Raw genomic sequence first — 11,444 nt, forward strand, 5'->3', positions numbered from 1 at the left:
CGCGAGCCGTCTCCAGCGCCACAGCGGGTGGAGACGCTGCTACACGCCGGCGGGCTCGGCCCGGGAGTTCTCCGTGGCGCCGGGGCTGCCCGCCTCCGCGGGTCGACCTGGCAGACCATCGAGCGTCCAGGGATTTTCGAAGGCCTGACGCACCACCCGGGCGAGCGTGCCAGCCTGGTGCCCGTCGATGAACCGATGGTCCAGCGTGGCGGTCAGGGTGAGCTGCTTGCGGACGGCGAGCTTGCCATCGACCACCGCCGGGCTGTCCCGCAGCGCACCCACGAGCACGTAAGCGGGTACGCGCGCGAACGGCGTCGGCGGCGCGTAGCCCTCGTCGAGGCCGAACATCCCCACGCTGGTGATGATGCACGCGCCGAAGGGGAACGCTTCGAGCCCCAGCGACGGCACCGACACCCCGAACGAGGCCGTGAGCAGCCCCGTCGTGTAGAGCATCGGCTTCAGCAGCCAGGTCGGCAGCATCCGGATCGGGCTCTGCGTCTTGTTGAACTCCTGGTCGTGGCCGCGGTGCAGGCGCGCTGCCAGCTCGCGCAGCTCGCGGGCGATGTCGACCACCGACTTCTGGTCGACGTTGGCGACCTTGGCCTTGGCGAGGTTGCCGCCCTCCTCCAGCGCGACGAGGAACGACACGTCCACCGTCTCGTGCGGCACGTACGCGCCGAGCCGGATGAACCCGTTCAGCGTCTTCTCTTGCCGGAGGGCCTCGCCGACAGCCTTGCCCACGAGGTGGGTGATCGTCACCTTCTCGCCGGTGGTGCGGCGCTGGTGCTCGATGTATGCGACGGCCTCGGTCGCGTCGAGGGTGAGCTTGCCGTAGATGTTCCCCTCGCTCGGGCTGCTCCAGCTCGCGATCGCGAGCTTCCGCCGCGTGCTCATCCTCGGTGTCTTGTTCGCCATGGGTGCCCTCGCGGCGATGATGCCCGCGGCCGCGCCGGAAGGCCAGCGCCAGCGCCTCCGCCGCATCACCGCATCCCCCCCGCATCCACGCAGCGACGCGTCAACGCGGCACACCACGCACGACCGCATGGGCGCGTAGCTCGGCCTGCACCGCCGTCGCGCCGAGCGCCTCCGCCCAGGAAGGCGCGCTCTCCGCGACGGCTGGCACGCCCGGCGCGCCTGGCCAGAGGACCCCTGTCGCGCTCAGCGTCACCATCACCGGGCGCACCGCCACCGCGCCCGCCGAGGTCTCGTCGAACCCCGGCGGAGAAGGCAGCGCCGGCATCGGATCGCTCAGCTCCACGCGCACGTCCCAGCCCACCGCCGACCACCCCAGGCTGCCGACGCCCGCGTCCGAAGGAGGCACCACGAGCGGCCCTCCGAGCAGTTCGAGCTGCCCCCTGCCGAGCGACGTGCACGCCACGCCCGCATCCCCTCCGACGCACCCTGCCTCTCCCCCGGCGCGTGCCTGCTGCACGTACGCAGGTCCGCGCGGCGAGGACAGCTCCGCCACGGTGGCCAGCAGCGCGTGATCCGTGAGGCGCTGCGCCTGCGTCCCCACCCGCGCCGCCCCGCTCGCGGAGAGGGCCGAGTGCGCCGCGCTCATCGCGAACATCCCGAGCGCTCCGAGCGCCGCCAGCAGCGCGACCACCACGAGCACCGACGCCCCCCGCGCCCGTCGCCGACGCCGCCACCGGGAGAGGTTCGCCTCGCGCACCTCGCGCATCTCGCGCACCTTGCACGCTCCTCGCCTCTCCCGCTCTCCCGCAGCGCTCACGGCATGCCTCCCGCCTGGTTCACCAGCGCCACCTCCGCGTGGAGCGTTCGCATCCGCGCGTACACCGGGAGCGACCGCGGTGGCGGTACCGCGCCTGCCGTGTCGACGCCCGGCACGATCCCCGGGATCAGAAACCGCGTCATCCTCCCGCCCTCCGCGCTCCCCAGCCCCACGCTGCGATCCGGCGCGCGCGTGCGCGTCGCCAGCCGGATCTGCACCGCGCGCACCCGCTCCGGCGCGGCGCCCGGCGTGGTCGGATCGCCAGCCAGCGCCAGCGCCGCGGCCTCACCCGCGCCCCCGATCGGCGCGCGCACGATCTCTCCGGTCTCCGTCGCGGTCGTGACGCCGATCTGCAAATCCACCGCGTACTCCGCCACGAGCTCCAGCGTCTCTGGCACCTCGTCGTCGTTCGCGTCGAGCTCCACCCGGACCAGCTCCGTGCGCCCCTCGTCCCCCGTCACCTCCCCCGCCACCGGAGCGACCAGCGCGCCGTAGACCGGGTGCCCCGCGAGCCGGCGCACGTCGTACAGCACCCGCGCCACGGGGCTGACCAGGCCGCCCACGTGCGCGCCGGACCCGAGCCCGCAGCCGCCTCCCTCGCGGCTCGGCAGCGCGGGCGAAGGCGCGAGGCGCACCACGATCTGCGCGGGCGGCGACCCCACGACATCCACGCCCGCGATCACCCCGTAAAGCGCGCGCGACTGCCCCGCGAGCAGGATGCGCAGCATGCGGCCCGGCCTGAAGATCGCCTGGAACCCCGCGCCATCGGTCCCCGCCCGCGCCAGCGTGCGCTGCATCGCCCCGCTCCCCGTCACCTGCAGGTACACCTCGTGGCTCCCGCCCGCGCCCGCCACGATCGCGCGCACCGGGAACAGCTCCACGTTCCCGAAGCTCCCGCCGACGATCAGCGCATCCGGCCGGATCCCGTTGGCGAGGCTCTGCCCGAGGTCCGCGGGGTGCGCCACCACCGAGCCCCCGTCGCGCACGGTGATCCCCGCGAGGCGCCGCATCCCCTGCGGCCACAGCGCCCGATCGCCGCACACTGCCGGATCGTGCGCGGCGTGCGGCGACACCAGAAACCCCGCGCGCTGCACGTCGGCCACGAGCCGCCCGAGTCCCAGCGTCGCCGCGACGTGCGCCGAGGCCATGCGCGCCTCCTCCTGGAACGTGCGCGACACGCCGCGGGCGAGGAGCAACGCCGCCGTGGCGACCGCGAGCCCTGCTGCCACCGCGACCGTCAGCTCCACCAGCGTGAATGCCCGGCTCGCCCCCCGCCTCACGGCGCCACCTCCGGCTGGATCCGCAGCACACCTGCCACCAGGTACACCGCCCCGTAACGCTCCGGCGCAGCGTCCACCTCGGCGGGATCCACGCCGCAGTCCATGGGCTGATGGGCGCGCTCCCAGGCCACCCGGATCTCGGCGCGCACAAGCTCGGGCCACACCGGCGCGAGCCGCGTGAGGCGCAGGTGCGTGCAGAACACCACGGCCGCGCCGTCCCCCGCGACGGCGTCACTCCCCCACAGATCCGCGCTCGGCGCGCCATCGCCCACCACCGCCGGTACGTGCACCTCTCCCGGCGCGAGCTCCGCCACCCGGAGCCACCGCGTCCCTTCGAGCGCGAGCGGGCCTGCTGCCCCCCAGCGCACCCCGTCCACCCGCAAGCGCTCGGCCCAGCCCTCGGCCACCGCCGTCGCCGCCGCGAGCGTGCCCGCGCGCGTGCCCGAGACCAGCACCACCTTCTGGAGCGCGATCACGCCTGCGGCGCCGATCCCCAGGATCCCGAGCGCCGCCATGACCTCCAGGAGCGTCACTCCGCGCCGCCGCGCTCGCAATGCAACATCCACGCGCAGGGACACAGCAATGTACGTGCCCGGTCGCGGCAATGGTCGCTCCCTGCCATTCCGCCGCGTGAACAGCAGCGCCAGGGCCGCGGAGGGGCGCCGATTTCAGCGGATCTCTCGGCGCGTTACGCAATGACGTGCATCACCCCGCAATGGCTGCATGGCCGCCCGGCCCCATGCCCCCGCACCACCGCGGAGCGCCACGCAGTCACCTGGCCGTGGATGCGCGCCTCCGCACGCCGCTCAAGCGCTCCCCCATGCGCCGAACCTGCACCCCGAGGCTCAGCTCAGGGGTGCCGCTCGAACTCCAGCAGCTCGCCCACGAGGTCGCCTTCGCGCGTCCCCACCACGCGGAAGCCGCACTTCTCCAGCACCCGGCGCGACGCCGCGTGCCAGCTCGGGGTCGTCGCCCGCACCAGGCGCACGCCGGGCTGCGCGAGGGCCCAGACCACCGAGGCATCCGTCGCCTCCGTGGCGTAGCCCATCTGCTGCGACTCGTGCTCCACCCCGTAGGCAACCTCCACCGCGCCCTCCTCGTCAGGCGCGCCGTGGAACACCACGCTCCCGATCACCCGCCGCGATCCGTCGCGGGAGATCATCACCCGGTCACCCCAGAGGCGCACGTTGGGCGAGGCACGGATGCGCTCGAGGGAGGCCGAGAAGGCGCGCTCGATGAGCGCCGGCCCCGGCCAGGCCTCGGGCATGCGGGCTTCCAGGATCGCCTCGACCTCGACCCGACGGTTGCTCATCACCGCCTCGACCAGCGGGATGGTGATCGGGACCAGCTCGAGGCGCGGAGTGAAGAGGGGCAGATGCGACACGAGGGCGCAATCGTACCACGAGCCGCGGCAGCGCCAGCGGGGACGGCCACCACGTGGGGATGAGGTGACCCCTCTGTAGGTCAAAGGCGTCGGCAGGACCAGGCGTTGCCCGCTCAGTCAGGCTCGGGCTGCCTGGGTGACCATACATTCATGGTCAGATGGATGACTCTGACATGGAGCATGTCACAGCGCGTCATCATCCTCATCGTCCTCGTCCTCTTCCGCGTCGTCTTCGTCGTCCCCGGCTTCCGCGACGGTCCTGTCGACCTCGGCGGGGAGGGGCTGGGAGGTCTCGACGGAGACGAGGGTCGCGATGTCGTCGGGGTGCGCGGCGAGGCGGGCGATCATCACCTGCAGCTCGGTCACGTTGCCGGGCCAGGCGTAAGCAGCGAGCAGGTCGAGGGCGGAGGGGGGCAGATCGGCGAGGGTGCGCGGGGGTTTGTGGCGGCCGAGGAGGCGCTCTGTGAGCAGGGGAATGTCATCCTTGCGGTCGCGGAGCGGCGGCACGGGCAGCTCGTTCCGGGCGAGGAGGGCGTGCAGCTCCGGGCCGAGCGCCTTGTCGTCGAGCGCGGCGCGGAGGGGGCGGCGCGTGGAAACGATGAGCCGGACGTCGCCCTGGCGCGGCTCGCGATCGGCCGCGCGGCGCGCTTCGGCAGGCGTCACGGCGCGGAGCAGCTTCGCCTGGGTGTCGGCGGGAAGCGGACCGAGGTCCTCGATGAACAGGGTGCCTCCTTCGGCGCGCGCGAGGGCCGCGAGGAGGTCCTCGGGGGGCGCGGGGAGCAAGGCGCGGGAGCTGCCAGAGCCGCCGGAAGGGAGCGGCGTGCCCGTGGCAGGGGCGCCCATGGAGACGATCACGAAGGGGGCGCTGCGGCGCGGGCTCGCGTCATGGAGCGCGCGCGCCAGGAGCTTCTTGCCGGTACCAGGCTCGCCGGTGAGGAGCACCGGGTCCCGGGTCGCGGCGACGCGGGCGAGGCGCGCGAAGAGGGCGCGCATCACCGGGGTGCGGCCGAGGGCCTCGCCGAAGCTGCTGGCGCGGGACAGAGGAAGGAAGGTGGGCGCGCCGGAGAAGGTGGCCGAGAGGCGGGTGGTGCCGACGCGGATCTCGGCGCCCACGGGGAGGATGGCCTCGACGACGCGGATCTCGCCGATGAAGGTGCCATTCTTGCTGCCGAGGTCGCGCAGGACGATTCCCCGGGGCGTGAGCAGGATCTCGCAATGGCGGCGGGAGACGGCCGGGTCGCGCACGGAGAGCGCGCACTCGGAGCTGTTGCCCACGACGAGCGGGGCCGGGCCGAGGAACGCCGTCTGCGCTTCGCCGAGCGGCGAGGTGGCCGTCACCCGCACGGTGGGGATGTGGACCCCCTCCTCGGCGGCGGCTTCCTCCAGCGCATCGAGGCGCTTCAGGTCTGCGGGTCGGCTCACAGACGAGGCGTCGCACGGAGCGCCGTGGCGTGGTGCGTGAGGTGATCGCCGATGAAGGTGGCGATCGTGTAGTAGCTGTGATCGTAGCCGGGCTGCATGCGCAGGGTGAGGGGGTGGCCGGCCTCCTCGCAGGCGCGCTGGAAGCGCTCGGGCTTGAGCTCGCGTTCGAGGAACTGGTCCTTGTCACCCTGGTCCACCAGGATCGGCAGCCGCTCCTTGGCGGAGGGGAGGAGCGCCGTCGCGTCGTACTCGGCCCACGCGGCCTGGTCCTCGCCGAGGTAGGCGCGGAACGCCTTCTGGCCCCAGGGCACCTGGGAAGGCGCGGTGATGGGCGCGAAGGCCGACACGGCGCGGTAGCGGCCCGGGTTGCGCAGGGCGATGACCAGCGCGCCGTGGCCGCCCATGGAGTGGCCGAGGATGCTGCGCCGCTCCTTGTCCGCGGGGAAGTGCGCCTCCACGAGCGCGGGCAGCTCGTCCACCACGTAGTCGTACATGCGGTAGTGGCGGGCCCAGGGCTCCCGGGTGGCGTTGAGGTAGAAGCCAGCGCCGCAGCCGAGATCGTAGGCGTCGTCGTCGGGCACGCCCTCACCGCGGGGGCTGGTGTCGGGGGCGACGAGGATGAGGCCGAGGCGCGCGGCGTGCTCCTGCGCGGCGGCCTTGGTGATGAAGTTCTGCTCGTTGCAGGTCAGGCCGCTCAGCCAGTACACGACCGGGCAAGGACCCGAGGCGGCCGCGGGCGGCAGGTAGATGCCGACATTCATCGCGCAGCCGAGGACGGTCGAGTCGTGGCGGAAGACCTGCTGGTCACCCCCGAAGGAGCGGTTCTGGGAGACGCGGGTGGGTGAAGCGCTCATGGCAAAGGGCTGCATACCACGGCAGGGGCAGGTGGTTGGCCGCGGCGCGCGGGGTGTCCGGGTCCACAGAGAGGGGCGAGCGGCGCGCACGGCTTGGATCCAGGAGGATCCACAGGACGCGTAAGATTGAGTGAAGCTTCAGGCCGGGTGCGGCCATTCATGGGCATGGCCTTCCTGTCTTCCTTCCGCCCTTCCCTCCGCGCCCTCCCTGCCCCTCCCGCCCCTTCTACCTCCGCCTCCGAGGCCTCCGCCTGGGCCCCCGCCGCCCGGCATGACGCACCCCTCGCCCCTGACGCTGGCCGTCATGCGCGGACCACCCCCCACGCCCGCCCCCACGCCCGCCGAGACACCCACGCTCGCCCCACCCCCGGCGCCGATCCTGCGTGGTACGCTTGGGCCTCCATGCGCTTTGCCAGCCGCTCTACCGCTCTCCTCACGCGTGCAGCGCGTGCGTCGCGCCGCGTGCCCCTGCTCCTCGCAGCGCTGGCGCTCGCATCCACGGGCTGCTCGCTCATCAGCGGCGAGCACGAGGCAGAGACCCGGTTCCCGGTGAGGCCAGGCTCCGCCACGACGTTCAATGGGTGGAGCGAGATCACGCTCACCCAGAACCCCCAGCAGGTCAGCTCCGCGGAGCTGATGTACGTGCGCGTGGAGGCCGAGAGCGAGGACATCAAGGACATGGGCTTCGTGCGCAGCATCACGGGCGACACGAAGGTGGGCGAGCAACTCACCCGCATCGTGCAGAAGTCACCGATGCCCGCCGGGGAGCGGATCGTACCGCTCGACATGGTGTACGAGGGGGACATCCGGCAGTTCTTCTACGAGGACCCCGAGGGGGAAGGCTGGACGATCCACGTGGTGTGGAACGGTGAGGTGGACCCGACCTACCCGCTGCCCCCGGATGGGGTGTGGGTGAAGGTCAAGCTCGCCGTCCGCGTCGAGGAGTGAGGCGCTGAGCGGGAGCGCGGCCCGAGGGCCCCGGGCCAGGGGCGCCGCCACGCGAGGGCCGGAGAAGCGGCCCTCCTCCAGGAATGATCCGGTCGTACCCAAGACACGCTTTCGACGCTTGTCCATGAGTCCAGCACCTGGCGTGACGCCGCGCCGCCAGGGCCGCAGAGGGTGCCCGGGGACGTGATTCCGAGGGCACCGTCCGCGCGTGCTGTCCGCGAGCGTCCGCGTGTGTCCACGCCTGGAGGAGGTCCGACCCATCATGGCCGAGATGAAGGAAAGCTCTGTCCTGTTCTCCCTCAACCAGCTCATGACCCTGGAGCAGCAGCGGCTGCAGGAGGAGGAGACGAAGGCGAGGCGACGCGCCGAGGCCGAGGCCAGCGCGCGGGCCGACGCGGAGCGCCGGGCCAAGGAAGCGGAGCTGGCACGGATGCACGCCGAGGAGGAGCGGCGGCGCCTGGAGGAGCAGCGGGCGCGCGAGGAGACCGCGCGTCTCGAAGCGCTGCGCCAGGCGGAGATCGAGCGGGCGCGGGTCGAGGTGGAGCAGCGGGTCCGCATGGAGGCGCTGATCAAGCAGCAGGAGCACGAGCGCTCCCTCGCCCACCTGGCGCAGGACCAGCACAAGAAGCGGCTGCAGCGGATGGTGGCGGTGATCAGCGTGGGGGGCGTGCTGGTGCTGGGGTCGACGCTGGGGATCTACTTCGGGAAGATCAAGCCCGAGGCGGAGCGGGAGCGGGCAGCGCAGGCGGCGGTGCTCGCGGCGCAGGAGGAGGAGCAGCGGAAGCTGCAGGACGAGATCGCCCAGCGCGACAAGAAGATGGCGCTGCTCCAGGAGCAGTACCAGAACGCGAAGAACGAGAAGGAGCGGCTGGAGCTGCAGCGGCAGATGGACGCCATCCGCCCGAAGCCGACGCCCGGAGGCGCGGTGGGGTCGAGGCCCGGGGCGGCGAAGCCGGACGCGCCCAAGGTGAAGTGCAACAAGGGCGACCCGATGTGCGTCGATTTTTGAGGCTCAGATCTCGTAGTCCTGCACGAAGATCTTCGCCTGGCGCACGCTGACGAGGACCCAGTCGCCTTCGGCGAGGCCGAGCTCGGCGAGGCGGGCGCGGGTCAGCTCGACGACGAGGGGGCGGCCGTCGGTGAGGCGGAGGTCGAGCTTGACGGTGCCGCCCGCGCGCGAGAGGCGCTCGATGCGGGCGGCGGTGGGGCTGACGCCAGGGCCGTCGCCGGATGGAGGCGGGGGCGTGGAGGCGGGATCGCGGTGGGCCTGGAGCTCGACGTCGTGGGGCCGCACGAAGGCGCGCACGCTGGTGCCGTCGCCAGCGCCGGGGGCTGCGCCGAGGGAGATGCCGCCGAGCGTCGCATGGCCGTCGAGGACGCGGCCTTCGAGGACGTTGGTGGAGCCGACGAAGGTGGCGACGAACTCGGTGGCGGGGCGGTCGTAGATCTCCTCGGGGGTGCCGATCTGCTCGACGCGGCCCTTGTTCATGACGATCACCCGGTCGGCGAGGGTCATGGCCTCTTCCTGGTCGTGGGTGACGAAGACGCCGGTGATCTCGCGCTCCTTGTGGAGGCGGCGGAGCCAGGCGCGCAGGTCGAGGCGCACCTTGGCGTCGAGGGCACCGAAGGGCTCGTCGAGCAGGAGGAGGCTGGTGCCGGGGGCGAGGGCGCGGGCGAGGGCGACGCGCTGCCGCTGGCCGCCGGACAGCTCGTTCGGATAGCGCTCGCCGAGGCCTTCGAGCTGCACGAGGGTGAGCAGCTCGTCGACAGCGCGGGTGATCTCGGTCCGGGGTCGCTTGCGGATGGTCAGGCCGAAGGCGATGTTCTCGCGGACGGTGAGGTGGCGGAAGAGCGCGTAGCCCTGGAAGACGAAGCCGATGTTGCGGTCCTGCACGCGGGTGTGCGTGGCGACGCGGCCGCCGAGGAGGACCTCGCCGACATCGGGGATCTCCAGGCCGGCGATGATGCGGAGAACAGTGCTCTTGCCGCCGCCGCTGGGGCCGAGGAGGGCGACCAGCTCGCCGCGGCGGATCTCGAAGGAGACCCGGTCGAGGACGCGGGTCGCGCCGAACTGCTTGGTGAGGCCTCGGACGACAATGCCCATGGGTGTCAGACCTCCGCCCCGTCCGCGCCGGTGCTGCGGTCCGCGCCGAGGCGGCGGCGCTTGAGGACTTCCATGGCGCCGAGGAGGATCACCGAGGCGGTGACGAGCGCGACGGCGACGGCGTGGGCGCCGAGGTCGTCGCGGTCTTCGAGGGCGCGGTAGACGAAGCTCGTGGCGGTCTCGGTGCGGCCGGCGACGCCGCCGGAGATGATGAGCACGGCGCCGAACTCGCCGATGGCGCGCGCAGCGGTGAGGGAGATGCCGTAGGCGAGGCCCCAGCGGATGGAGGGGAGGGTGACGCGGAAAAAGGTGACGAGCGGGGAGGCGCCGAGGGTGTAGGCGGCCGACTCCTGGTCGGTGCCGATCTCTTCGAGCACGGGCGCGACCTCGCGCACCACGAAGGGAAGCGTGACGAAGGTGGTTGCGAGCGCCATGCCCGGCCAGGCGAAGGCGATCTGGACGCCGAGGGCGCTGGCGAAGGGGGTGAGAAGGCCCTTCCTGCCAAAGAGCTCAAGAAGGACGAGGCCCACGATCACCGGGGAGATGGCGAAGGGGACGTCGACGAGGCCGTTGAGGAGGGCGCGGCCGCGAAAGCGGTCACGGGTGAGGACCCAGGCGGTGGCGGTGCCGAGGATGGTGTTCACGAGGACGGCGACGAGCACCATCAGGGCGGTGAGCGCGAGGGCGGAGTGCACATCGGGGCGGGTGAACACCGCGGCGAAGCGGGTGAGGCCCTCGGCGAAGGCACCATGGAGGAGCGCGGCGGCGGGGACGGCGACGAGGGCGCAGACGTAGGTCACCGCGATGGCGATGAGGGCCACGCGGCCAGGCCGGAGGCGCCTACGCATGGACGCGCTTCCGGCTGAAGGCGTCGACGAGGACCAGGACCGCGAAGGAGATGGTGATCAGCACGAGGGCCATGGCGCTGGCAGCCTGGGGGTTGCCCGACTCGACCTCGCCGAAGACGAACACGGCAGCGGTGAGGGTGCGCCGGGGGATGTTGCCGGCGACGACGACGATGGAGCCGAACTCGCCGAGGGCACGCGAGAAGCTGAGGAGCGCGCCGCTCAGGATGGCAGGGGTGAGCGCGGGGAGGACGACGCGACGGAAGGCGGTGATGTCGCTGGCGCCGAGGGTGCGCGCAGCTTCCTCCTCGGCGGGGTCGAGCTCGCGCAGGACCGGTTCGACGGCGCGCACGACGAAGGGGAGGGTGACGAAGAGCAGGCAAAGGACGATGGAGGCGGGGGCGTAGACGACGCGGAGGCCGGCGCTCTCGAGGGAGCGGCCGAGGGGCGCGCCGGGTCCGAGCAGGACCACGAGCATGAGGCCCGCGACGAGGGTGGGGATGGCGAAGGGGAGGTCGATGAGGAGGTTGAGGAGGCGGCGGCCAGGGAAGCGGTAACGGACGAGCACGTAGGCGGTGAGGGTGCCCATGAAGGCGTTGACGAGCGCCATGACCGCGGCGGATTCGAGCGTGAGGAGCAGCGCGGCGCGTGCAACGGGGTGCCAGAGGGCGCGCACGAAGGCGTCGATCCCGCCAGAGAGGCCGCTGCGGGCGACGACCGCCACGGGAAGCGCGACCATGAGCACGAGGTAGGTGGCAGCGGCGGCGCGCAGGCCGTGCCGGCCCCACGGGACGGGTGGGCCCGGGAGGCGGCCGGGACGAGGAGCGGAGGCGAGAGTCGTCGCGCTCAAAGGCGGCGGAGGATCGCGCGGGTGG

At 72.6% G+C, this 11,444-nt stretch carries 12 protein-coding genes; 2 read left to right on the plus strand and 10 right to left on the minus strand.

Annotated elements, in window-relative coordinates:
• Positions 1 to 39: 39 nt before the first annotated feature.
• The 7 genes from CAP_RS32790 to fghA all read right to left on the minus strand — a co-directional run bounded on the left by CAP_RS32790 (position 40) and on the right by fghA (position 6,672).
• The gene (locus tag CAP_RS32790) at positions 40 to 915 is read right to left on the minus strand and encodes a 2-oxo acid dehydrogenase subunit E2 (RefSeq protein ID WP_197041456.1); all 876 of its coding nucleotides are present in this window, start codon (positions 913 to 915) and stop codon (positions 40 to 42) included.
• Between the two features lie 100 nt (positions 916 to 1,015).
• Positions 1,016 to 1,732, minus strand: coding sequence for a hypothetical protein (locus CAP_RS32795; protein WP_156041353.1), 717 nt, complete (start codon positions 1,730 to 1,732; stop codon positions 1,016 to 1,018).
• Complete coding sequence (locus CAP_RS32800; RefSeq protein ID WP_044248086.1) at positions 1,729 to 3,012, minus strand: hypothetical protein; 1,284 nt, start codon at positions 3,010 to 3,012, stop codon at positions 1,729 to 1,731. Before CAP_RS32800 ends, CAP_RS32795 begins: the two co-directional genes overlap by 4 nt.
• Complete coding sequence (locus CAP_RS32805) at positions 3,009 to 3,590, minus strand: type IV pilus modification PilV family protein (RefSeq protein WP_306413924.1); 582 nt, start codon at positions 3,588 to 3,590, stop codon at positions 3,009 to 3,011. Before CAP_RS32805 ends, CAP_RS32800 begins: the two co-directional genes overlap by 4 nt.
• A 272-nt stretch (positions 3,591 to 3,862) precedes the next feature.
• A complete protein-coding gene (locus CAP_RS32810; RefSeq protein ID WP_231511822.1) occupies positions 3,863 to 4,396 on the minus strand; it encodes a GNAT family N-acetyltransferase in 534 nt (177 codons plus the stop codon).
• 183 nt (positions 4,397 to 4,579) lie between these two features.
• The gene (locus CAP_RS32815; protein ID WP_052376450.1) at positions 4,580 to 5,818 is read right to left on the minus strand and encodes a sigma-54-dependent Fis family transcriptional regulator; all 1,239 of its coding nucleotides are present in this window, start codon (positions 5,816 to 5,818) and stop codon (positions 4,580 to 4,582) included.
• Positions 5,815 to 6,672, minus strand: coding sequence for an S-formylglutathione hydrolase (fghA, locus tag CAP_RS32820; protein ID WP_044248088.1), 858 nt, complete (start codon positions 6,670 to 6,672; stop codon positions 5,815 to 5,817). Before fghA ends, CAP_RS32815 begins: the two co-directional genes overlap by 4 nt.
• A gap of 462 nt (positions 6,673 to 7,134) precedes the next feature.
• Between fghA and CAP_RS32825 the strand changes: the two genes are divergently transcribed.
• Together CAP_RS32825 and CAP_RS32830 are read left to right on the plus strand one after the other, a co-directional pair.
• On the plus strand, positions 7,135 to 7,620 hold the full coding sequence (locus CAP_RS32825; RefSeq protein WP_156041354.1) for a hypothetical protein: 486 nt from the start codon (positions 7,135 to 7,137) through the stop codon (positions 7,618 to 7,620).
• Between the two features lie 262 nt (positions 7,621 to 7,882).
• On the plus strand, positions 7,883 to 8,629 hold the full coding sequence (locus tag CAP_RS32830; protein WP_044248092.1) for a coiled-coil domain-containing protein: 747 nt from the start codon (positions 7,883 to 7,885) through the stop codon (positions 8,627 to 8,629).
• A 3-nt stretch (positions 8,630 to 8,632) separates the two neighbouring features.
• On the opposite strand, the gene CAP_RS32835 is transcribed toward CAP_RS32830, so the two are convergent.
• From CAP_RS32835 to cysT, 3 genes are read right to left on the minus strand one after another with little or no spacing between them, the layout of a single operon-like run.
• Entirely contained in the window at positions 8,633 to 9,724 is a 1,092-nt protein-coding gene (locus CAP_RS32835) for a sulfate/molybdate ABC transporter ATP-binding protein (RefSeq protein WP_044248093.1), read from the minus strand.
• Positions 9,725 to 9,729: 5 nt separating this feature from the next.
• The gene (locus CAP_RS32840) at positions 9,730 to 10,572 is read right to left on the minus strand and encodes a sulfate ABC transporter permease (RefSeq protein ID WP_044248094.1); all 843 of its coding nucleotides are present in this window, start codon (positions 10,570 to 10,572) and stop codon (positions 9,730 to 9,732) included.
• Positions 10,565 to 11,419, minus strand: coding sequence for a sulfate ABC transporter permease subunit CysT (cysT, locus tag CAP_RS32845; RefSeq protein WP_269324847.1), 855 nt, complete (start codon positions 11,417 to 11,419; stop codon positions 10,565 to 10,567). The genes CAP_RS32840 and cysT overlap by 8 nt, the downstream gene beginning before the upstream one ends.
• Positions 11,420 to 11,444: the final 25 nt, after the last annotated feature.

Origin of the sequence: Chondromyces apiculatus DSM 436 (assembly GCF_000601485.1) — a bacterium.
Taxonomy (GTDB): domain Bacteria; phylum Myxococcota_A; class Polyangia; order Polyangiales; family Polyangiaceae; genus Chondromyces; species Chondromyces apiculatus.

Bases quoted from the DNA above. Each gene is read 5' to 3' on its own strand.
- fghA (WP_044248088.1), bottom strand. From the start codon at position 6,672: ATGAGCGCTTCACCCACCCGCGTCTCCCAGAACCGCTCCTTCGGGGGT.
- CAP_RS32830 (WP_044248092.1), top strand. From the start codon at position 7,883: ATGGCCGAGATGAAGGAAAGCTCTGTCCTGTTCTCCCTCAACCAGCTC.
- CAP_RS32840 (WP_044248094.1), bottom strand. From the start codon at position 10,572: ATGCGTAGGCGCCTCCGGCCTGGCCGCGTGGCCCTCATCGCCATCGCG.
- CAP_RS32790 (WP_197041456.1), bottom strand. From the start codon at position 915: ATGGCGAACAAGACACCGAGGATGAGCACGCGGCGGAAGCTCGCGATC.
- CAP_RS32835 (WP_044248093.1), bottom strand. From the start codon at position 9,724: ATGGGCATTGTCGTCCGAGGCCTCACCAAGCAGTTCGGCGCGACCCGC.